General features: G+C 55.2%; 17 protein-coding genes. 13 read left to right on the top strand and 4 right to left on the bottom strand.

Annotation, left to right across the window (positions count from 1 at the left end):
* Positions 1–44: 44 nt before the first annotated feature.
* The 7 genes from BN8_RS30090 (at position 45) to lysS (ending at position 12370) form a co-directional block, all read left to right on the top strand.
* Positions 45–1064, top strand: coding sequence for an FHA domain-containing protein (locus BN8_RS30090; protein WP_040007086.1), 1020 nt, complete (start codon positions 45–47; stop codon positions 1062–1064).
* A 197-nt stretch (positions 1065–1261) separates the two neighbouring features.
* Entirely contained in the window at positions 1262–2707 is a 1446-nt protein-coding gene (locus tag BN8_RS30085; protein ID WP_009285742.1) for a PP2C family protein-serine/threonine phosphatase, read from the top strand.
* Positions 2707–4314, top strand: a complete 1608-nt coding sequence (locus BN8_RS30080) for a serine/threonine protein kinase (RefSeq protein ID WP_009285741.1) — start codon at positions 2707–2709, stop codon at positions 4312–4314. Before BN8_RS30085 ends, BN8_RS30080 begins: the two co-directional genes overlap by 1 nt.
* 14 nt (positions 4315–4328) lie before the next feature.
* A complete protein-coding gene (locus tag BN8_RS30075; RefSeq protein WP_009285740.1) occupies positions 4329–5609 on the top strand; it encodes a serine/threonine-protein kinase in 1281 nt (426 codons plus the stop codon).
* 20 nt (positions 5610–5629) lie between these two features.
* Entirely contained in the window at positions 5630–9607 is a 3978-nt protein-coding gene (locus tag BN8_RS30070) for an FtsW/RodA/SpoVE family cell cycle protein (protein WP_009285739.1), read from the top strand.
* 11 nt (positions 9608–9618) lie between these two features.
* On the top strand, positions 9619–10506 hold the full coding sequence (locus tag BN8_RS30065) for an FHA domain-containing protein (protein WP_009285738.1): 888 nt from the start codon (positions 9619–9621) through the stop codon (positions 10504–10506).
* Positions 10507–10600: 94 nt separating this feature from the next.
* The gene (gene lysS, locus BN8_RS30060) at positions 10601–12370 is read left to right on the top strand and encodes a lysine--tRNA ligase (RefSeq protein WP_009285737.1); all 1770 of its coding nucleotides are present in this window, start codon (positions 10601–10603) and stop codon (positions 12368–12370) included.
* A gap of 93 nt (positions 12371–12463) precedes the next feature.
* Here lysS and BN8_RS30055 read toward each other — a convergent pair whose 3' ends face one another.
* Positions 12464–12670 carry a cold-shock protein gene (locus tag BN8_RS30055; RefSeq protein ID WP_009285736.1) on the bottom strand — a complete coding sequence of 69 codons (207 nt, stop codon included), beginning with the start codon at positions 12668–12670 and terminating at the stop codon, positions 12464–12466.
* 340 nt (positions 12671–13010) lie between these two features.
* On the opposite strand from BN8_RS30055, the gene BN8_RS30050 reads away from it, so the two are divergent.
* Positions 13011–13232 carry a PspC domain-containing protein gene (locus BN8_RS30050; RefSeq protein WP_009285735.1) on the top strand — a complete coding sequence of 74 codons (222 nt, stop codon included), beginning with the start codon at positions 13011–13013 and terminating at the stop codon, positions 13230–13232.
* Between the two features lie 43 nt (positions 13233–13275).
* Here BN8_RS30050 and BN8_RS30045 read toward each other — a convergent pair whose 3' ends face one another.
* From BN8_RS30045 to BN8_RS30035, 3 genes are all read right to left on the bottom strand, one after another.
* Positions 13276–14298 carry a glycosyltransferase family 2 protein gene (locus tag BN8_RS30045; protein WP_009285734.1) on the bottom strand — a complete coding sequence of 341 codons (1023 nt, stop codon included), beginning with the start codon at positions 14296–14298 and terminating at the stop codon, positions 13276–13278.
* Positions 14299–14634, bottom strand: coding sequence for a YbaB/EbfC family nucleoid-associated protein (locus BN8_RS30040; RefSeq protein ID WP_009285733.1), 336 nt, complete (start codon positions 14632–14634; stop codon positions 14299–14301).
* A 134-nt stretch (positions 14635–14768) separates the two neighbouring features.
* Positions 14769–16913 carry a T9SS type B sorting domain-containing protein gene (locus tag BN8_RS30035; protein ID WP_229368462.1) on the bottom strand — a complete coding sequence of 715 codons (2145 nt, stop codon included), beginning with the start codon at positions 16911–16913 and terminating at the stop codon, positions 14769–14771.
* A gap of 61 nt (positions 16914–16974) precedes the next feature.
* Here BN8_RS30035 and BN8_RS30030 point away from each other — a divergent pair, with 61 nt between their 5' ends.
* From BN8_RS30030 to BN8_RS30010, 5 genes are all read left to right on the top strand, one after another.
* On the top strand, positions 16975–18261 hold the full coding sequence (locus BN8_RS30030) for a bifunctional 3,4-dihydroxy-2-butanone-4-phosphate synthase/GTP cyclohydrolase II (RefSeq protein ID WP_009285731.1): 1287 nt from the start codon (positions 16975–16977) through the stop codon (positions 18259–18261).
* A 180-nt stretch (positions 18262–18441) separates the two neighbouring features.
* The gene (locus BN8_RS30025; RefSeq protein ID WP_051041170.1) at positions 18442–19281 is read left to right on the top strand and encodes a hypothetical protein; all 840 of its coding nucleotides are present in this window, start codon (positions 18442–18444) and stop codon (positions 19279–19281) included.
* Positions 19282–19358: 77 nt separating this feature from the next.
* Positions 19359–19937, top strand: coding sequence for an RNA polymerase sigma factor (locus tag BN8_RS30020; RefSeq protein WP_009285729.1), 579 nt, complete (start codon positions 19359–19361; stop codon positions 19935–19937).
* A complete protein-coding gene (locus BN8_RS30015; protein WP_144051857.1) occupies positions 19918–21414 on the top strand; it encodes a hypothetical protein in 1497 nt (498 codons plus the stop codon). Before BN8_RS30020 ends, BN8_RS30015 begins: the two co-directional genes overlap by 20 nt.
* Before the next feature lie 62 nt (positions 21415–21476).
* Positions 21477–21959 carry a QcrA and Rieske domain-containing protein gene (locus tag BN8_RS30010; protein WP_009285727.1) on the top strand — a complete coding sequence of 161 codons (483 nt, stop codon included), beginning with the start codon at positions 21477–21479 and terminating at the stop codon, positions 21957–21959.
* Positions 21960–21985 lie beyond the last annotated feature (26 nt).

Raw genomic sequence — 21985 nt, 5'->3', positions numbered from 1 at the left:
GCAGCATCGTTTATAGGGGTGTTATCCTCACAAAACGACTGCACATGGCCAATCAATCCGGCGGCTGGCTCGGTAAACTAAGCAGCCTGATCATTCCGCCCAGCCATCATGAAGCGGCAGCGGCACCTTCCGTCAGCAACAAACGTATTCTGGACGAATTAGTAGCCTCCTTTGAGGATTCTATTGGTCGGGAGTCGGTTGGGTCGAGTATGCTGTTCAACGCCCACTTTCTGATCATTTTGCACCCCGACACGTACGAAGAGCGGATGAATGCCTTTCCGGTGATCGTCAACGAGGCCGTTCGGGCGTTCAATACGGTTATTGAATCGCACCGAAGCCAGTACGAACAGGTGTCGCCGGTCGCGTCGAGCTGGTACTTCAAGTTTGGTTCCGGGCGGGAATTTGGCGGTGAACCGGTCAACGTGACTGATATTCATGTGATTGGTGCGCTGACCGGTATTTTGGCCGGAACGGCTCAACCGCAGGCACCGGCTGACAAAGTGAACGTAACCCGCCGGGTTAAGCAAACCAACCGCTACGAAAAAGTGGATGTTGACCTGAATGCCTTCCAGCACATCGACTTCCGCGAACCGGGCGCTTTCGTGGTCAAATTCAATTTCGGCACCCCACCGCCCCCAGCCTCACCCGGTCGGGCACCGGTGGTAGGAGCCGGCGTAACGAAAGCGAACCCCTCCAGCCTGCCACGCAGCCTCAACGAAGGGCTGGCGCAGCTCGACTACTACATTGCCGAAACCAGCCGGGAATATACCTACGCCATGCGCGACCGGGAGATCGTCATCGCCCGAAAAGAACCCGAAAATCAGCATTTTCCCAACTACCTGCTGGTTGAGTCGGCCTACGTATCCAATCCGCACGCCCGGATTCGGTTTAACGAGTCGACCGGATCATTCCAGATCACATCGTTTAGCCGCAACGAAACCCGCGTGAATGAGCAGTTGATTCCCAAAAGCGAACCCGCCAACCCTGTCTGGTATGAGTTGCCGGACAAAGCGCAGATTCTGCTCAACAGTATGGTAACGCTCAATTTTCAAAGCAACCGGTAATCCAATGATCGATTCAATCCTTGTTCTGCTTTTGCTGGTGTTTGTGCTATTTCTGGTATTCAGGCATTTTCAGAACTTACCCCGGTGAAGTCAGTTTACGGGGTACGGTATTCCGTTTTCGGCACAAAACGTCCGTTACGTAGAGTAAACCGGCAACCGTACAGCGTAAACTGAATACCAATAATCCATTCCTACGCATGCATTCAATCCTACTCAGGGGGCAAACCGATGTCGGCCAGCGACGAACCGACAATCAGGATACGTTTATCAGTACCATGATCTGGTCCGATTCCAGTGCGCTCGTAGCCGTTATCGACGGCGTTGGTGGCTACGCGGGGGGCGACCGGGCGGCAGCCATTGCCCGCGAGTCCATTGAACGGTACATGAGTACGCCCAACGGCGATCCTCTGTCGATGTTGCGTGAGGCCGTTGTGTTTGCCAACAACCAGATCAACGAGCATCGGCAGCAGGACGCCAAATTGGCCCAGATGTGCTGCGTACTGACAGTGGCCGTAGCGGACCAGCAGACCAGCAAACTTTATTTCGTGCACGTAGGCGACACGCGCCTGTACCGCTTCCGGCAGGACGTACTCGAAAAACTCACTCACGATCACTCGCTGGTTGGTATTCGGGAAGACGCCAACGAACTGACCGAGACGGAAGCCATGCAGCACCCGCGCCGGAACGAGATTCTGCGCGAAGTAGGGCTCATGCACCACCGGGTCGATGATCCCGATTTCCTGGAATCAGGCGAGACCGACTTTCTGCCTGGCGATCAGTTGCTGTTGTGCAGCGATGGCCTGACCGACATGATTACGCAGGCGCAGATTACGACGGTATTACGTCAATCGGGTTCGCTGGATGAGCAGGCTACCGAACTGATCCGGCTGGCTAACGAGCAGGGCGGCAACGACAACATTACGGTCGTGCTGGCCAGAAACGGTACTGACTCGAATACAGCAACCGTTGCCGCTCCAGCCACTACGGCCGTTCCAACCCAATCGACGCCCCCGCCGACTGCGAATGGCAGGATCAACACCGTCGCTGACGTAAAGCCTGCCAAACGCAGCAGCCCCGGCCTGTGGGTGTTGGGGTTACTCATGTTCGTCGGTTTGCTGGCTTTTGCCTGGTATTCATTCCAGCAGCCGGACAAGCGAGAACAGCCGGTCGACGACACCGAGCTAACCGACCTGACCGTTTCCTCGTCGGCCACGTCGATGGTGCCGGCTTCTGTTCCGCTGGATTCGCTGGTGCAAACCGCCTACCGAAGCGCCGATCACCGGCTCGTGCTGGCCGCTGACACGGTCCGGCTTGCTAAACCGCTGGAACTGAACGATTCGCTGCTGACTATTTTAGGTGCCAGTCGATTAACTGTAGTTGTTCCGACCGATACTACGCAATCGCGGGTAGCCTTTCGCGTTATCAACGGAGAAACCATAAACCTGGAAAATCTGGTTATACAAGGATTCAGAACAGGGATTGAAACCACGGGCGACGTAAAACTGCAGTTGAAGCAGGTTTACTTCCGCAACGTAGAGAGGCCCGTTAGTGCTGTGGTCCGGCAGGATACATTCCGCAACACCGTACTGTCTGTTTCGTCGCAGGCTCAGCCTGTTCCGCCTAAAACAACGTCTCGCCCCTGATGGCAACGATCCGATTTAATGCGCAATTTCCGGGCTACGAAGTGCTGAGCGAATTGGGGCGCTCCAACGCCCGCATTCTCAAGGCCCGGCATATAGCCACCGGCGATCTGGTGGCCATCAAACATTTTGCCCTCAACACCGACGACGATACGCTCCGGCGGTTTCAGCGCGAGTCGGCCATTATGACCAGCATCAACCACCCGAACGTCGTGAAGGTACGGGAGGTCCAACTGGAGGCCGATCTGCCGTATATCGTCATGGAATTGATTGAGGGGGGAAGTTTACGCAACCTTATTAAAACGGGCGGGCATCTGGACGTACCAACCACCATCCGGCTGGGCTTGCAGATGGCCAGCGCGTTTAAGGCCATACACCCGCAGGGCATCATTCACCGGGACATTAAACCGGAAAACATTCTGTACCGCCCGCTTCCCAGTGGCGAACTGCACTTCCTGCTGACCGACTTTGGCGTCGCTCGGCTGCGCGAACAATCGACGACCATGACGGGTCAGTCGCTGATGACCTACGAGTACGCGTCGCCAGAGCAGTTCAATGATCCACGCGGAGTAGGCGTAGCCACGGATTATTACTCCCTTGGTGTGGTGTTGTTCGAGTGCCTGAACGGCAGCGTACCGTTTCAGATGGGCGATCAGTCGGGTATCGTCACGTTCATGAATAAAGTCCTGAACGATGCTCCACCAGCCCTGACGGTAGCCCCTAATGGTCAGCCACTCGGTCGCCTTGTGGATCTGATTCAGGGACTGCTGCTAAAAAAGCCCGACGAACGGCTGAACGACGCCGACGAGTTAACGTGGTTGCTGAAACAGGCCGAACTCGATTACTTGCAGGCCAGCCGAACGGGCCAGTTTACGAACCGACCCACTACTCCGCTGATCATAACACAACCGGTCGACGTAGCGCCCCAACCCAAAGCTTCGCTACCAACTGAACCCGCCGAGGTGCCGAACGCCCCCCGAAGTGCTCGGGCAAGAGAATCAGCCGGTAGCGGCAGTTCATTCAAATGGATCGGCCTCATCCTGCTGGCACTGGCTGTTGCTGCGGGCGGGTATTACATCGTGCGTAGTAACTCCGCGTCCGAACCAGGGGCAGAACCGCCATCGCTTAGTGAACTGATCACCGGTTCAGCCGATAGTGATAGTACTACATCCGGCGACGAAACCAATACGGCCGAGGTAGACTCCGTGGCGCTCCGGCTACAGCAGGAAGCAGAAGAACGGCAACGCCGGGAAAAGCTACGGCAGGAAGCCGTCGCAGCCGGGCGCAACCTTCGGGTTGACGTTTCCAACTACCGAACGGGATTACTGGGTGGCATCCGGGATGCCGAGATTACACTGAGCAATCCAAGCAATATTACGTTCCCTGCCATCGCTGTACAGGTCAAATACATCAAAGAAAACGGGGATACGTACAAAACGGAAAAGATCTTTTTTATGAACGTTGGACCGGATGCGACACTGAGCAAGCGGGCACCCGACAGCGACCGGGGCACCCGAATCACCTGTCGCGTATTGAAGTATGACCTTCCAACCGATGTACTTCCGATCGATTCGGCGGCAACCGACGTACCGGGTGACTCAACGCTATAAACCAACCGTTACCGATGCCAACCGTTAGCGTCAATACGCACTTTCCGGGTTATGAGATCCTGGGCGAACTGGGTCGCTCCAACGCTCGCGTGCTGAAGGCCCGGCACGTAGCAACCGGCGATCTGGTGGCCATCAAGCATTTTACACTGGGTACCGACGACGATACGCTCCGGCGGTTTCAGCAGGAGTCAGCCATCATGACCAGTATCCGCCATCCAAACGTCGTGCGGGTTCGGGAAGTGCAGTTGGACATGCCCCTCCCGTTCATCGTGATGGAGTGGGTCGAAGGGGGTGATCTGCGGTCACTGATCCGGCAGGGGGCTCTGGACGTACCGACCGTGATCCGATTGGGTCAGCAGATGGCCAGTGCGTTCAACGCTATCCATCCGGAGGGCATCGTGCACCGGGACATCAAACCGGAAAATATCCTATATCGCCCGCTGGCCAGTGGTGAATTGCATTTTCTACTGACCGATTTTGGCGTCGCCCGGCTGCGTGAACAGTCGCACACCCTGACGGGCCAGTCGCTGCTGACGTACGAGTATGCATCGCCCGAACAGTTCGATAATCCCCGGCGTGTGGGGGTGGCTACGGACTACTATTCGCTGGGCGTGGTCCTGTACGAATGCCTGGTCGGCCGGGTGCCTTTTGCCATGCCCGACAGCGCCGGCATCGCTACGTTCATGACGCAGGTGCTCCGAACCCCGCCCCCGGCGCTATCGTTGCCGTCCAGGCAACCCGTCCCCCCGAGTTTAAACACGCTCGTGAACTGGATGCTTGTTAAAGACCCGACCGACCGGCTGAGCGATGTCAATGAGCTGACGGTGCTGCTGGGACAGGCCAGCGTGGAACAGTTGCAGGCCGGTCGTTCGGGTGTCCGGCCCACATCGGCTCCGCCCCGTGCGCAGACGCTGGAGTCACCCGTATCGGCGTCACAGCCCACCGGCTATACCGAACCAATGGTAGAGGATGAACCGCCCCGCCGGTCCAGCGGATCAGGTGCGTGGATTGCACTCATCCTGGCGGTCGGCCTGCTGATCGGCTTTGGTATTTATTACCTGAAACGGCAAAAACCTGCTCAATCAACGACACCCTCCACCCCGACAATTGTGGACGATACGCTGAATTCGATGGCTACCGATTCGATGGCCGCCCCTTTTGAAGAGTATTCCAACGAAACGACAACGGCCGATTCTACGGAAGAACGATCTGAACCAGCCCTAGTACCGGATTCAACCGCAACGTCCGTCCGCGACACAACGGCGGTTGCTGACTCCACCAATACCGAGAATTAACCTCGCTTTGTTTACTACGTATGCCCACTGCTTCCATTTCGCCTGCCCGTCTGTATCTGCTCGGCACATCGCTGGTGTTGCTGCTGCTCTTCGGACGGTTATACATTAATCTATTACCCATCCTCAACCAGGCTCGGGAGGCATACGCCACTGGGCAGGCACTGAACCTCGAACCCGGCGTTCGGTCTGCCGCCATCCAGCGCCTGCTTACAGCGGGTAACTACTACACCGACTCCCGCGACGCAAAACTTGTGGCTGACTCGTTACCAGCTAAGCTGGCGCAGAATGGTTCGCTCGATAACCTCGGTAGTATCAACAAACGGGCATTTGCGGTACTGGCTCCGGTAGCGTGGCGCAGTGCAATCGGGGGCGACGATTTTCAGAACCGGCTTCGGTTGTCGCGGCAGCAAATGGGCTTCGACTCGACCTTGTACCGGCGGGAACTGAACAACCCCAGGCCGTATGCGGCAACGGTGCGGGTAGGCAGTGGAACGGTAGCTATTTCGGGGCAGGTTATGCGGGACGAGCAGCCGCTGGATGGGGTATTGGTGCAACTCAAGCGCCACCCGGCCACCGCCCGCCCCGATACCCTCCCCGACCGATACGTATACGCCCGTACGGATGCTAATGGTCAGTTTACCTTCTCCGGCCTGAAAGAAGACGCGGCCTATAGTGTAGTACCGCTTAAACCTGGATTGGAATTTGGCAGCCGAAAAGGCACAAGCCGCCTGTCCAGCAATCAGACATACACCTTTGAAGCGCGACCGCACCGGCTACGCCTGATCGGTTCGGTCGTGTACAGCCAACTCAAAACCGACCATGCGTTTACTGTCCGTACCCCAGCCTCGTTCACCTGGCTCTTCTGGGGTATTGTGGTGTTATTTCTGGGATCATTCTGGGCGGTCTACAGTTTCTGGGGATTACGCAGGTTTCAGCCCGACCCGCTGCTGCTGGCGGTCCTGATGCTGCTGACCGGCTTGTCCGTCCTGACGCTGCTGGCTATTCAGGACCCGTTGCAGGATACGCTGTTTGCCGGACAAACCCTGCAGGGCCTCGTTCTGGGGCTGGTGGGTATGGTTGTTGTATCCCAACTGAACGTAGGGCGGTTCTATACGCGCTGGCAATATGACTGGCTGTTTACGTTCCGCAATCGGGCCTCAGTGCGGCTATCCGGCTGGACGTGGCTGGTCCTCGCCATTGGGCTTGCTACCCTGACGCTCCTTGTCGGCTCGGGTCCGGAGGGCAGCGGGGTACGGGTTAACTTATCCTTCCTCGGCCTTACGTTCCAACCGAGCGAAATCACCAAGTACCTGCTGCTGCTCTTCTTCGCAGGCTTCTTTGCCGCCAATGAACAACACATCCGGCAGTTGCCTGACCTGCGCTGGCGGTTCAGGGTCAGTTTAGGCGCCCTGGCCGGAGCGGTTTTTCTGATGCTGCTGTACCTGCTGCTCGGCGATATGGGCCCCGCACTGGTCGTCTGCTTTACGTTCCTGCTGTTCTACAGCATTGCCCGGGGGAATCTGTTGTTGACCCTGGCGACGGGCGTTGGCTACGGAGTGGCCCTATGGTTGCTGCCCGGCTGGCTGGCGACGCTCGTCAGCCTGATCGCTGTCATTGGCTCCATGTTCTGGCGGGGCGATGCCCGGTCGCAAACCGGAATCGGCTGGGTCGCCTTACTGGTCGAAGCGCCGATCATTCTGCTGCTGGTCATGGCTGCTTTTGCGTTTGGCGACCTGTTGCCGTTTGTCGGCGACCGCCTGGCTGGCCGGAAGGCGATGTGGCTTAGCCCGTGGAACAACGATGTGTACGGTGGTGATCACCTGGCGCATAGTTTCTGGACACTATCGTCGGGGGGCTGGTTCGGGCAAGGGCTGGGCAAAGGCTTTGCCAACGCTATGCCGGCCGCTCACACGGACATGATTCTGCCTAGTCTGGGTGAAGAACTCGGGGGAGCGGGCCTGGCGTCGGTGTTTCTGCTGATGGGCATTCTGCTCCACCGAACATTCCTCCATGCTCGCCGGGCTGGTCAGCCGTTTAGTTTTTTCCTGGTGACCGGCATCGCCATCGCTACCGGCGTTCAATTTCTGATCATTGCGGGCGGTTCAATCGGTCTCCTCCCGCTCACGGGTATCAGCGTGCCATTTCTGAGTTACGGGAAAATATCGCTCATTATCAACCTGACGGCAATGGGTGCGGTCTTCAGCGTAGCGCACCGACCGGGGGAGGTTACGCAGCGCGAGTACCTCGAAACGCACTATGATACCGTCCTGATGGCCGGAATTTCGGGCTTTCTGATAGGAGTTCTGATCCTCATCGGGCGATTGCTTCCTGTTGTCGGCTGGTCTGGCGATGAATACATTGTCCGGCCGGCCCGGGTCGTAACCCGCAACGGCGATCCGGTGTACAGCTACAATCCCCGCATCGAACGACTGACACGGGCCATAGCTGCCGGTACTATCTACGACCGAAAAGGCGTGGTTGTTGCGGCCAGTTCCCCCGAAACCGTTAGCCGGCAACTCACCCGACTTCAACAAAGCGGCCTCAATCCGCAGCAAATAAATGCACTCACCCGGAAGCGATTACAGCGATACTATCCCTTCGGCGATCAGTTGTTTTTCTGGGTTGGTGACTTGAACACGCAACTATTCTGGGGGCAGAGCAACGGCTACTACGCCGAAGCAACGCACCTCAGTGAACTGCGCGGATTCAACAGCCGACCTCGAAAAAGCGAACTAGTCGCGACCGACTACCGGGCCGACCGGTTTAGTCCGTCTGTACAGCAAACCCGTACGTTGTCGGTATACGATTACAGTGAACTGGCTCCGGCCCTGCGAGCCGGTATCGACAGCCGGGAGGTTGAACGACGTAAAGCTCAGAATCGGGATCTCACCCTGAGTGTGGATGCACAGCTCCAGGTGGCCTTGCAACAGGCTCTGGCGCAGTCTGATTTTCGGGATAAACGCCTGTCGGTTGTGGTGCTGGACGCAGCCTCGGGCGACGTACTGGCGTCGGCGCTGCACCCGCTCCCAAACCTAAAAACGCCCGAAGTCATGCTCTTGGCCGACCGCGACCGGTTAAAGCTCCCGTACCTGGTTACGGAGCGAGACCTGGGTATGACGTACCCGACGGCTCCCGGTTCGACCATTAAGATTCTAACGGCAATGGCGGCCTTCAACAAGCTCGGAGAACGGGCATCGTCGCTGAGCTATCCTATTTCGTGTCAGGAGATTATCCGGCGTGGCACCCGTGAATCAGAGCCCTGTGGCGAGTCCGTCGACATGCGAAAAGCCATCGTCCGGTCCAGCAACGTGTATTTTATCCGGGCGGCCAACGACAACCAACTGGACAACGAGCTGGCCGATCTATATCTGGCAACGGGCATGAACATCGATTTTGTGGGGGGCTACTCGTTTTCGAATACCCATACAAAACCGGAACGCGACCGAATACTGGAACACTGGCAGGACTCATCATTCGTGGTTCGGCGGAAGTTATACTTGAGCGATCGGTACCCCCGGCGCTACCGTAGTGAGTTTTCGGGTTTAGCCTGGGGGCAGGGCCAACTGTCGTCGACACCGGCGTCCATCGCGCGCATGGCGGGGGCCATTGCCAACAACGGCGTCATGCAGCCCTCGCGGTATGTATTGAGCCGGGCCGGCAAAGCCCAACCTGTACCCACCGGGCAGCGCCTGGCCCGACAGCCGGAGTATGCGGAGCAGTTACGTGAGTTTATGATCGAGCAGTCGAACGCCGGTGGCCGCAGTAAGATCAGTGTGGCCCGGGTCGCCGGAAAAACCGGAACGCCCGAACGGATTGTATTGGGCGAACAGCAAAACGATGGCTGGTACGTCTTTTTTGCCCCAACACCCGAAGGCCGGTCGCACACGGTAACCTGCGTACGGATTGAACTGGGCGAATCATCAGCTCAGGCCGTCCAACTGGCCAATGCCGTCGTTGCACCAATCCTCAAACAGCAAGGTTATTTAGGCAGCTTCTAATCCACTCAGCCATGAGCTTTATCGACACCCTCAAAACCCTATTCGGCCTCACACCGTCGCGAGTCGACCAGCCAACCGACCAACCGAACGATACGGAAGGAACCCTCCCTTCGCCTAAACCAGCGCCTTCCGGACTACCTCCAGCTGCCCAGCGCCGTGACCAGGTAGTCCGGTTTATTGTCGATAAGCTACGCCCCTATCAGAACGAACCCGGTGCGGCTCCGGTTGGCTTGCGCCTTTGCATTGCCTGTTCATCCCCGGAAGAAGAAGAATCGTACCGGGTAGCGCTGCGAACAAATCAACCCGGTAAGTTTCAGACCGAACTTAACCGCCATCTGGCCGATAACTACATCAGCTTATCCAAAAACTGGCGATTTGAGTCTGAATTTTACCAGGGCGAGCTTCCCGACTGTACGTATCGGGAAGGCAATCTGGGGCTGATCGTTCTGGACGGTTCGAAGCCGGATGGCCCTCCCCAACTGGCCCGACTCGTCACGGTGGCCGGGCAGACCGAGCAAACGGAATACTTGCTTGACCCAACCCAGCAAACCACTTTCTGCATTGGCCGCGGCCGAACAACCCAGACCTCGTCAGGCCGTGTCCGGACCAACGACATTGTTATTCTGAACGACAACGATCCCGGTTTTGACCCAGAAAAAGGAGCCGGGAATGGAGCCGTCAGCCGGGCTCACGCAACGATCCGCTACAACATGGCCCAGCGTCAATATGCCCTGCTCGTCGATGCCGGTGGACTGCCGGCCAGTGGCAACAAAACCAAGATTTTCCATCCCGACGACCGCATGGAACGGGCCGATATTGCGGGTATGAGTTATCCGTTGCAGCACGGCGACCAGATTGAACTCGGCGGTTCGGTAACCTTACACTTTGAGCTTCGGTAATTGGCTATTTCGCAGCGACCGCCTGTATCAATACACTGGCGTATGCCCACGAACAAAGAACTTTACGTAATTTTGCGGCCTGAAATTGCGAACTATGCTGCTGAGCGAACAGGAAATAAACCGCCGACAAAAGCGGGAAGAACTGATGCGAATGGGGATCGACCCCTACCCCGCCGAACTTTTTGACGTCACCGCTACCGTAACCGACATCCGCGGTACGTTCCAGCCTACCCCCGATACGGTCGTAGCTCCCGAGCAGGATTTCTCCGGCGACGAACGCTGGGGCAACATCCAGATGGCCGGACGGCTGATGAGCTTCCGGATTCAGGGCTCGGCCTCCTTTGCCGAACTGCAGGATTCGACCGGACGGATACAGCTCTACTTCCGGCGCGACGATCTGTGCCCCGGCGAGGACAAGACGCTTTACAACACGGTATTCAAGAAACTACTCGATATCGGCGACATAATCGGCGTTCGGGGGCACGTATTCACGACCAAAACCGGCGAGCTGTCGGTATATGTCAAAGAATTCAAAATTCTGAACAAATCGCTGCGACCACTGCCGGTTGTGAAAGAGGTCGTGAACGAGAAAGGTGAGAAAGAAACCTACGACGCGTTCACCGATCCCGAACAACGCTATCGGCAGCGCTACGTTGACCTGATCGTGAACCCGCAGGTGCGTGACGTATTCGTCAAACGTACTAAACTGGTTAATTCCATTCGGCAGTTCCTGAGCCAGCGCGGGTACCTGGAGGTAGAAACGCCAATTCTCCAGCCCATTCACGGTGGAGCAGCCGCGCGTCCATTCCGCACCCACCACAACACACTGGACATGACGCTGTACCTGCGGATCGCCAACGAACTGTACCTGAAGCGACTGATCGTCGGTGGCTACGATGGCGTGTTCGAATTCGCCAAAGACTTCCGCAATGAAGGCATGGACCGGACCCACAACCCGGAGTTTACGCAGGTCGAATTCTACGTCGCCTACAAAGACTACCTCTGGATGATGGACACCATCGAGGAGATGGTCGAAAAAGTTGCCATCGACGTAGCCGGAACGACGAAGGTAACCGTAGGCGAAAACGTCATCGATTTCAAACGACCCTGGAAACGCCTGACCATGTTTGAAGCCATCCAGGAGTATACCAATATCGACGTATCGGCCATGGAAGAAGATGAACTCCGGAACGTAGCGGAGAGCCGCGGCATCAAGGTCGACAGCACCATGGGCAAGTCGAAACTGATCGACGAAATCTTTGGCGATGCGGTTGAGCCGAACCTGATCCAGCCAACGTTCATTACGGATTACCCGGTCGAAATGTCGCCCCTAACGAAAAAGCACCGTAGCAAGCCGGGGCTGGTTGAGCGATTTGAGGCCATTTGCAATGGCAAAGAGATCGCCAACGCCTACTCCGAGCTGAACGACCCGCTGGATCAGCGCGAACGCTTTGAGGAGCAGCTACGGTTGGCTGAACGGGGCGATGAAGAAGCAATGGCCCTGGACGATGACTTCCTGCGGGCTCTGGAATACGGTATGCCCCCAACGGCAGGGGTCGGGCTTGGCATCGACCGGCTAACGATGATCATGACCAACCAGCCGTCGATCCAGGACGTACTGTTCTTCCCGCAGATGCGCCCGGAAAAGAAGCTCGAGGTATCCGACGACGCCGATTTCGTGAACGCCGGCATCCCGGCCGAATGGGTACCCGCCCTGCAAAAACTGGGGTTCCTGACTGTTGAGCAACTACGCACGGCCAATCCCAACAAACTGTTCAATGACCTGGGTGGAGTCCGCAAAAAGCTTAAGCTAGACGTTAAGATGCCTGGTATCGACGAAGTGAAGAGCTGGACTGGTCAATAATACGTATCCCACAGTTGGACTGCCTGACTGTGGGACAAAGAAAAACCCCGCTCGGCCATCGAACGGGGTTTTTATTAGTATGCGCAGCTATGATTAATAGTCTGCGTCCAATTTCTTAACTTTTACAGCGTTGAGCCCTTTTTTACCCTCAACTACTTCAAATTGAACCCGGTCTTTTTCGCGAATGGTGGCGCCGTTCAGACCAGTGATGTGGACGAAAATGTCCCGGTTGGAATCGTCTTCAACGATAAATCCGTAGCCTTTGCTCTCGTTAAAGAATTTTACTACACCTGTTTGCATAAAAAGTAAAAAATTAAACAATTAAACATACAAAGGGGCACATTACTAACAAAGAACGCGAAACAGGCACCAAAGTACGCATACGGATGGGACACTTGGTTAAGACTCAACGGACTTTGTCGCTTAGTGGAAGGCATTTGTTGATATTTTTGCCAACCTCCTTACAACACAAAGTAAATAAATTTGTTCCACATTCAACTCAAACTCAGGCTAAAATTAACATTTTCAATAAGTATTTTTCGCATTTTTTTAAATATCCCAAACAATCTGTAATAGGTAATCGTTAGATTTGCTTAAAACTTTCTACGTATATAGGTTGGATCTTTCAGAGGTAGAGGTTATGCACAAGATCAGATATTTCGTGGAAAAACAGGCCTTCGGTGTCTGCACACTGCTTGGCGAAAAGATGAATATTTCAGCCAGCAGCATTCGCCTGTATTTCATCTATACATCCTTCCTGACGCTGGGCTCCCCCGTGATTTTATACCTGATTCTGGCGTTCTGGATGGAGATGAATAAGCACCTTCGGCGCCACGCTCACCCGACCATCTGGGAATTGTAGCCTGGCCAGGCCGCTACGGCAAACCGTTCCCGCCGGGCCAGGGCTAAGTAAGCTCACGGTACGTTTTTTTGCCCTCCACAAAGTATTCCCATACAATGCTGCGCGGATACAGCTTAACCTCTGTCGTCTGCTGCTGACGTAAGGCCCGGCGTTGCTGCCGAAGCTGTGGCAGATGCCCATAGAAGGCGAAATGGGCCTGAATAATAGCCAATACGTCGCGCCACTGTCCTTCTTTCAGAAACAGCAGTGACGATACACCATCGAGCACTAGACGGAACAGGATTCGCCCCCAAAGCCAGTCGCCGGACCAGTTCTTATAGAGCATATACAGGCTGTTCCGGTAGTTTAGGTACGTTTTCCGAGGATTTGATTTATGAAGCGTACCGCCCCCGACGTGATACACCACCGATTGACCGCAGGCCCAGACCTGGTAGCCCAGCCGCTGTACCCGCCAGCACCAGTCAATCTCTTCCATATGGGCAAAGAACGCTGAATCGAAACCGCCGGTTTGGTGAAATACATCTGCCCGAACAAACAGACAGGCGCCCGTTGCCCAGAACACGGGCCGATTATCGTCGTACTGCCCCAGATCGTCTTCAAACGTGGCAAACACCCGGCCCCGGCAAAATACATAGCCGAGATAATCGACAAAGCCCCCAGCCGCGCCCGCATGTTCAAACTGCCGGGGCCGGTCATACGCCCGAATTTTAGGCTGACAGGCCGCAATGGCCGGATTGGCTTCGAGTAGCTGAAGAATGGGCGCAATCCAGCCCGGTGTCACGTCAATATCAGAATTGGGCAGTACGTAATACCGGGCTCCTCCATATTGCTCCCGAACGGACGCCAAAGCCGCATTGTACCCGCCTGCATACCCTTCGTTGCTGGCCAGTTGAATCACCCGGACCGATGGGAATTGCGCACGCAGAAACGAAACCGAATCGTCAGTCGAGGCACTGTCGGCTACGTAAACAGGAAAGCCTTCGGCATTGGCAATGACCGAAGGCAGAAATGTTTCTAAATATCGTTTGCCGTTGTAATTGAGAATGACAATCGCGAGGGTATCCATCTATTGCATTAACCCGCCCAGATCAAGGCCGGGGATGTTGGGCAGTAAACCTTCGGTAGCCTGGCGAAGGTGTTCACGGGCTTTGGTTTCAACGTTATCCATTGCCTTGTTTGTGGCTGCCACAATCAGGTCCTGCAGCATTTCACGCTCTTCGGGCTTGATCAGGTCGGCATCAAGCTCAATCTTTTGCACGTGCTTCAGACCGTTGACCGTCACCCGTACCAGTCCGGCCCCGGCTTCGCCAGTTTCAGAAATGGTGCTCAGCGATTCCTGCGCTTCTTTCATTCGGGCCTGAACTTCCTTCATCTTCCCGAACATATCCATCATGTTGAACATACTATTTCGATTAGTTAATCAGCCCGGCAGTACATGCCTAGATAGTCGCACTAGCCGCGGTCGTTCGGAGCCCTACCGGACTCAAACGCCTGCAAACTTACCAACTTATCGGCTGATTCGCGCACGGCCTGCTGCTATCGTAGTAACAACACGGCACCGGTCGTGACTGTTTTCTGACCCGTCAGATCCCGCACCTCAATCCGGAACATATACTGCCCCGCCGAAGCTGGCTGCCCGCTGACGGTACCATCCCACCCCTTGGTCTGATCGGTAGTGCTGTAAACGACTTCGCCCCAGCGATTGTAGACCTGCATACTGAACTGGTCCCAGAACAAGCCTTTGGGAATGAACTCGTCGTTGATGCCATCGCCGTTGGGGGAAAAAGCCGTCGGCGTCAGAATTTTGGCCTCGCGTCGGAAGGTGTAGAAATTGGAGTAGCTAGTGGTTCCGTTGTTCGATACGGCAATGATCCGGAAACGCTGGGTCTGTAGATTCGGATCGTTCGGATCGGGCTGGTACTGGGTGTTCATGCCAAGCGGAATCTCACGCTTTGTTCCATTCAGCGAGTCAATAATTTCGACGGTATAGCTGTCAACCGTTCCGGGCGCAAAAGGCGAACTGGTGGTCCAGCCGATGGCATCCGATGGTCCGGCCCCTACATGTACCGTACAGACAGGTTTGGACGGTGGCGATTGCAGCCCACAGTTGTTCTGATACGCCACCTGATAGCAATACGACTGAGTTGACGGATTGGCGCTTTTATCTTCGTACACGTTCCGATTGGCGACCGACGTAACGGGCTGGAACGGTCCGGACGGATTATCGGCCCGGCTCACCAGCATGGCGTAGCTCGACGTAGTACCGGTTGTTGGCAACGTGGCCACCAGGCGGGGCGCTCCATCTTCTATTGACACCAGAATGGACCGGAACTCGCCGGGGGTTTCGCCGTTCTGGCCGGTTACGCAGGTGGGCATTGAGGTCACTACCGTACGGCCGCTGTTGATGTAGGCTTCTACGTAATAGCAATACTGGCTGCCGCACTCGATACGGTTATTATCGCTGAATGTCGATAACGTCCGGTTGGTGATCAGCCCTCCGGTCGGTTGCCCGTTCCGGAAAAGCCGATAGTACCGAAAATTAGCTGCGTTTCCACCGTAGGGCGTCCACTTCAGGTCGTTCTGTTTGTTGCTGGCGGTTGCGTTCAGCACGACGCTGCACACCTCCTCCGACCGGGCACCCACATTACCGCAACCATCTTCAAACGCCAGTTGAAAGCATTGCTCCTGCTTGGTATCAACCGAATTGACGGTAAACGTGCCGGTATTGTTGCCCACCTGGCCGGTTGCGGTATAGGCCCCGCTTCCATCCTTGCGGTACAGTTGTACGTTGGTGCTCCCATTGGCCTGATATTGAATGGAAATGGTGCCTTCGTTGACCGTCGTTAGTTTCGTAATCGTCGGTTGCTGGGCCGTCGGGGCGAGACTGACCGTAGTGGTTGATACCGGTGAACTGCAACTAACCGGTGCATTATAGCCGCCTATAACCTGAATGGTGTAATTGGCTGCTCCCGTGTTGGAATACGTATGCGTAGGTTGGTTAACAATCTGGCTCCTGAGCACCTGTTCCGTATTGCCGTCGCCCCACCGGATGGTGTACACATTGTATTTGTCGGTCTTATCGTCCAGCTTCACATCCAGAATAACCTTCCGGCCGGAACACGAGCGTACGGTAAACTTCACCGGATCGAGCGGCAACACATCTACCTGCCGGCAGAAAATAGTACCCGTTGCCAGACCTCCTCCGCTACCAACCTGCAGAATCGTGAATGAGCCCGGCTGGGTGTAAGTAAACGTAGTGTTGGGGGTAGTGTTAGTCGGGATACCATTGCCTTTGTAGTCATAACTATAGCCTACGTTCGTTACGCTGTTCGGTACGTTGGTAATCACAACCGGAGAGCCTACGCAAATGCGGCTGCTTTGAAGATCAAAAGCTCCTTTTGCGGCTGCTCCGGGGTTCAGACACACATTTTGCGCGTAAAGCAGGGGGGGCGTAAACAGCAGGAGCGCCGTAAAAGCCAATAGCGAATAAAGCCCTGGCCACCTGGTTTTCACCCTAGCATCGATCGGCCACATTCTTAAGATTAGCACAAAGGGTAAAGTTTTATCGTTATCGTAGTTGGGTCGGTTGTTACCGTAAAAACGCATCAGCGGACATTTTCGCGCCCCGGGAAACGTATCTTTGTCGAAATCAGTTTTCTGGATAAAGTCTGGATTCTCCAAACTTACAAACCGCTTAATAAATAGTTCAAAGGTAACTCCGCCGACACGCATCGACCAAGCTATGAGCAATAATAATACCAATACTACCGCCCCCGTTCCGATTCGGCTGGACCGGATTGAAGATGCCATCGCCGACATTCGGGATGGCAAAATTGTGCTGGTAGTCGACGATGAAGATCGTGAAAACGAAGGCGATATGATCTGCGCGGCCGAAAAAATCACCCCGGAAATGGTTAATTTCATGATTCGGGAAGGCCGCGGACTGATGTGTGCGCCCCTTACAGAGGAGCGATGCCACGAGCTGGGCCTCGAAATGATGGTTACCAGCAATACGTCTGTGCATACAACACCGTTTACCGTATCGGTCGATTTGCTGGGCAATGGCTGTACCACCGGCATTTCGGCCTCCGACCGTTCTAAAACGATTCAGGCGCTGGTTGATCCGGACACCAAACCCGAAGATTTGGGCCGTCCGGGGCATATTTTCCCGTTGCGGGCCGTCGAAGGGGGCGTTATTCGCCGGGCAGGGCATACCGAAGCGGCCGTCGATCTGGCTCGGCTGGCGGGGCTGGAGCCGGCGGGTGTGCTGATCGAAGTGCTGAACGAAGATGGTACTATGGCCCGACTGCCTGAGCTTCGGCTGATGGCCGATCGGTTTGGCATGAAATTGGTTAGCATCCAGGACCTGATCGAATACCGGCTCCGGACCGAGAGTCTGATCCGGCGCGAGATTGGCGTTGACATGCCTACCGAATGGGGCCATTTCGACCTGATTGCCTATAAGCAAAGCAACACGGGCGATACGCACCTGGCGCTGGTAAAAGGCTCATGGGAACCCGACGAGCCGGTGCTGGTTCGTGTGCACTCTTCGTGTGTAACGGGCGATATTTTCGGCTCATGCCGCTGCGACTGCGGAGGTCAGTTGCACACGGCCATGCAGATGGTCGAAGCGGAAGGCAAGGGAGTTGTGCTGTATATGTTTCAGGAAGGCCGCGGCATTGGTCTGATCAACAAACTGAAAGCGTACAAACTACAGGAAATGGGCCGCGATACAGTCGAGGCAAATCTGGACCTCGGTTTACCCATGGACGCCCGCGATTATGGCGTAGGCGCTCAGATTCTGCGCGACCTGAACATCCATAAAATCCGGCTCATTTCGAACAATCCTAAAAAACGGGCCGGTCTGATGGGGTATGGCCTGGAAATTGTAGACAGCGTGCCCATCGAAATACCGGCCAATCCGTATAATGAGCGGTACCTACGTACCAAGCGCGACAAAATGGGCCACTTGATTATGAAAGAGCCCGTTGTTAGCCAGGAACCGGTCAATCACGAGCAACAGATGTAACGTAGCCTTTCAGGCAGCCGTTGGTTCTTGCGGCCACCAAAAGCTCTCTTTACACAAAGAGAGCTTTTGGTGGCCGCACTTTTTTTTCTGACGCACGCAACCCTTTCTCTAAAGTGTGCGTATATGGCTGAGAACCGGTTCAACTGTTCAGTTTTCACCTTCCAAACACAGTTGATAACCATGAAATTCGCTACAACCAGTGCCCGCTACATAACATGGGCGGTACTGCTGGCGGCTGGAACACTGGCCTGCCAGAAAGACGACAATACGACCCCGGCTCCAGATGTGTCTCTGGCGACAACCTCGCTCGGGACCGTCCTGACCGGCGACGGCGGTAAAACACTTTATGTTTTCTCGCCGGATGTTGATGGCAATTCGGCCTGTTCGGGTCAGTGCAAAACCAACTGGCCCGTATTTTTTAAAGAAACGTTAACGGTAGGAAACGGCTTGAAGGCATCTGATTTCACCACCATTACCCGCGCCGACGGCGATAAGCAAACAGCGTATAAAGGCTGGCCGCTTTACTATTTCGCGAATGATGCCCAGGCCGGCGACGTCAAGGGCGAAAACGTCAATGAGCGCTGGTTCGTGGCCAAGCCAAACTACACCATCCTGATTGCGGCCGGCCAGTTGAAAGGCCTGGACGGAAAAAATTACACGAGTGACTATAAAGAAGCAACCGGAAATACGTTGTATTTTACGGATAGCACCGGCCGCACCCTGTATGCCTTCGCGCCCGACAAGAAGAACAATAATACGTATACGAAAGCCGATCTGAGCAACAACGCCACCTGGCCGTTGTTCGAAGCCTCGCTTACCGAAATTCCCTCAACGTTAAATAAGGCAGATTTTAATGTCATCGATGTATTCGGTCGTAAGCAGCTTACCTACAAAGGTTGGCCGCTCTACTACTTTGGTAGTGATCAGAATCAGCGGGGCAGCACCAAGGGGGTCAGCGTACCGCGGCCAGGGGTTTGGCCTATTGTGTACAAAACGACGCCGGAAGCCCCATTGAATTGATAAGTAAACCGGTCGGCATCTGAAACGTAACGCTTTATCCGTCAGACGCCGACCGACAAATCTTAACCATACGCACTGTGTCTAACGCTCCAAAGGCTCCAGCGCTGTCTGATTTGCTGGCGGGTTGTCTGCGCAACCACCGGCAAAGTCAGGAATTGCTCTACCGGCAGTTCTACGGCTACGCTATGGGCGTTTGCCTGCGCTACACACCTACCCGGGAGGAAGCGCTGGAAGTGCTGAACGACGGTTTTCTAAAGGTGTTTACCCGGCTGGAGCAGTACGATCCCGAACATTCATTCAAAGGCTGGCTTCGGCGTATTCTGATCAATACGGCCCTGGATCATTACCGGCACGAGATTCATCACCATAAACACGATGATATTGACCGGGCTGGTCAGACAATCGTATCGGATCAGGCTGATGCATTCAGCCAATTGGCCCACGAAGACCTGATTGGGCTGGTTCAGCGGTTGAGCCCGGCCTATCGGATTGTGTTCAACCTGTACGCCATTGACGGATTCAGCCACGAAGAAATTGCCGAAAAGCTCAACATTTCTGTCGGTACGTCGAAGTCTAACTTAGCCCGGGCGCGGGAAAACCTACGCGTATTACTTAAGCAAATGAATCACGATGAGTATGCAAGAGCTAACCGATGACCAACTGGACGGGCTCTTCAGAAAATCGGCTGAAGAGTTCGAGCCAACGTTTGACCCCGCAGCGTGGCAAGCCATGCAAAGCAAGCTGGATGCCCACGACGGAACCACTGGCCAAACGGCTTTTCTGGGAAAACTATTACGTTGGGGCCTTCCCGGTCTACTTCTGATACTATCGGGAGTAACCTGGTATGCGCTGGAGAACGTACCGTCTAAACCTACAGCCGGTTCGGTTGCAGCCGTTCAACGGAACGCTACCGGTTCCGGGACTTCGCTGGTACGCCCCTCGACGGACCAGCGGTCAGCGCCTGCGGCAAAAACCGCGTCGGTTGCTGAACAACAAACTGATTATACGCAACGTAGCCCAGCCGGCTCACCCCAGTCGACAAGAAAGAATCAGCCGATTGATCAACCCGTCACAACCGCGACATCAGGCGAAAGGCAGCCACAAAGCTCCTCCCGTTTGCCAACCAATGAGGTAGCCAATCGAACAGCCTCCGGTCGTCAGCCAGCGAATGTCGCTACGGTTTCCCCCTCACGTCGGGTAAACGAAGACCGGTCAGCCACCCAGAATACAGTTCGCCGACCCCGAACAAACCGGCAGCCAACGGATGCGCTTCTGGGTCAGTATGTCCGTTCCCGGCTACCTGAAAATTTGGGTGTTGGCACCGCAATACGTAGTGAACGCATTGACGCGTCGGCCGGTGGCTCAACATCGCTACCGACAGCATCGTCGGTTAGCGAACGGGCTTCATTGCCTACGGTCAATGCCTTAGCGATCCGGCCGATGCAGTGGCCGCACCTGACGCTATCAACTGAACAGGTTGAACCAGTAACAGCTCCTGTAGTGGTCCGCTCAACGTCAGCGGCTCCTTTGCAAAAGGGATTAAGTATACGGGCGGTGGTATCACCAGATCTAAGTGGCATCGGTTTACGTAACTTCTCTAAACCCGGCACCAACGTAGGACTGATGCTGGAGTACCGAATGGCCCGGCGGTGGAGTGGCCAGATTGGCATCCTGCATAGTACCAAAATTTACCGCGCCAACGGCGATGCATACGAATGGCCACCGTATAACGTCTTTGGTCCGGAACCAGCAACCGTCGATGGACGCTGTAATATGCTCGACATCCCGATTAACCTCCGATACGACCTCATCGTCCGGCCGCGGCCAAATGGCTCAGTCGCCCGGTGGTTCGTCAGTGGGGGCGTTACGTCGTACGTTATGCTCCGCGAAGATTACAAATACAATTATAAAAACCCGAACAACCCGCACATTAAGTACCGCGATTGGAGTACGAAAACCGGTCCCTACGGACTCAGCCAGCTTAATATGTCTGTTGGGTATGAGCATCCGTTCAGTCAGCGGCTTTCCGGGCAGCTTGAACCGTTCATAAAGGCTCCGTTGCGGGGCATCGGTGTGTACAAATACAATCTGCTCAGCACCGGCGCATTTCTGTCAATCAGGTATCGTCTGTAACGCTTTTAGTCACATTACGCTTTCAACTACATACCAATGTATATACACTAAATTGTAACACGATGAAAACCAAGACACAACCTGTTGAGACCATCAAACGTGGCGAATTTCTGCGCAGCCTGGGCTTAAGTAGCGCAGCACTGATGTCATTCTATTGCATGGGTACCCTGACGTCCTGTTCGAGCAGCGACGGCGATGATCCGACTCCCGGCGGAAATGGGAATAGCAACACCAAGGTCGATTTTACGCTCGATCTGACGACAACGGCCAACCAGAAGTTGAAAACCGACGGCGGTTTCTTGTACCAGGGCGATGTCATTGTTGCCCGCGTTAAAGGAGGCAACTACGTAGCGTTGTCTAAAATATGTACCCACCAGGGCACAACCATTGAATACAGACTCGGCGATGATGATTTCTATTGCCCTAATCACGGCTCTCAATTCAGATCTAACGGAACCGTTGAGGTGGGACCGGCCAGCCAGACGCTTAAGGTGTATAAAACCGAACTGAGCTCCGACGGCAATAGACTGCGCGTAACTGAATAATGCCTGCTAACCTATGAAGTGGGGAC

Source organism: Fibrisoma limi BUZ 3 (assembly GCF_000296815.2).
Taxonomy (GTDB): domain Bacteria; phylum Bacteroidota; class Bacteroidia; order Cytophagales; family Spirosomataceae; genus Fibrisoma; species Fibrisoma limi.
The sequence above is the reverse complement of the archived record's forward strand: the minus strand, read 5'-3'. Positions and strand labels throughout refer to the sequence as shown.

What these genes read in the sequence shown, in the direction of transcription:
- BN8_RS30045 (WP_009285734.1), bottom strand. Translation starts at nt 14,298, where the DNA reads ATGGATACCCTCGCGATTGTCATTCTCAATTACAACGGCAAACGATAT.
- BN8_RS30040 (WP_009285733.1), bottom strand. Translation starts at nt 14,634, where the DNA reads ATGTTCAACATGATGGATATGTTCGGGAAGATGAAGGAAGTTCAGGCC.
- BN8_RS30075 (WP_009285740.1), top strand. Translation starts at nt 4,329, where the DNA reads ATGCCAACCGTTAGCGTCAATACGCACTTTCCGGGTTATGAGATCCTG.
- BN8_RS30065 (WP_009285738.1), top strand. Translation starts at nt 9,619, where the DNA reads ATGAGCTTTATCGACACCCTCAAAACCCTATTCGGCCTCACACCGTCG.
- BN8_RS30090 (WP_040007086.1), top strand. Translation starts at nt 45, where the DNA reads ATGGCCAATCAATCCGGCGGCTGGCTCGGTAAACTAAGCAGCCTGATC.
- BN8_RS30010 (WP_009285727.1), top strand. Translation starts at nt 21,477, where the DNA reads ATGAAAACCAAGACACAACCTGTTGAGACCATCAAACGTGGCGAATTT.
- BN8_RS30050 (WP_009285735.1), top strand. Translation starts at nt 13,011, where the DNA reads ATGCACAAGATCAGATATTTCGTGGAAAAACAGGCCTTCGGTGTCTGC.
- BN8_RS30025 (WP_051041170.1), top strand. Translation starts at nt 18,442, where the DNA reads ATGAAATTCGCTACAACCAGTGCCCGCTACATAACATGGGCGGTACTG.
- BN8_RS30015 (WP_144051857.1), top strand. Translation starts at nt 19,918, where the DNA reads ATGCAAGAGCTAACCGATGACCAACTGGACGGGCTCTTCAGAAAATCG.
- lysS (WP_009285737.1), top strand. Translation starts at nt 10,601, where the DNA reads ATGCTGCTGAGCGAACAGGAAATAAACCGCCGACAAAAGCGGGAAGAA.
- BN8_RS30085 (WP_009285742.1), top strand. Translation starts at nt 1,262, where the DNA reads ATGCATTCAATCCTACTCAGGGGGCAAACCGATGTCGGCCAGCGACGA.
- BN8_RS30055 (WP_009285736.1), bottom strand. Translation starts at nt 12,670, where the DNA reads ATGCAAACAGGTGTAGTAAAATTCTTTAACGAGAGCAAAGGCTACGGA.
- BN8_RS30030 (WP_009285731.1), top strand. Translation starts at nt 16,975, where the DNA reads ATGAGCAATAATAATACCAATACTACCGCCCCCGTTCCGATTCGGCTG.
- BN8_RS30080 (WP_009285741.1), top strand. Translation starts at nt 2,707, where the DNA reads ATGGCAACGATCCGATTTAATGCGCAATTTCCGGGCTACGAAGTGCTG.
- BN8_RS30070 (WP_009285739.1), top strand. Translation starts at nt 5,630, where the DNA reads ATGCCCACTGCTTCCATTTCGCCTGCCCGTCTGTATCTGCTCGGCACA.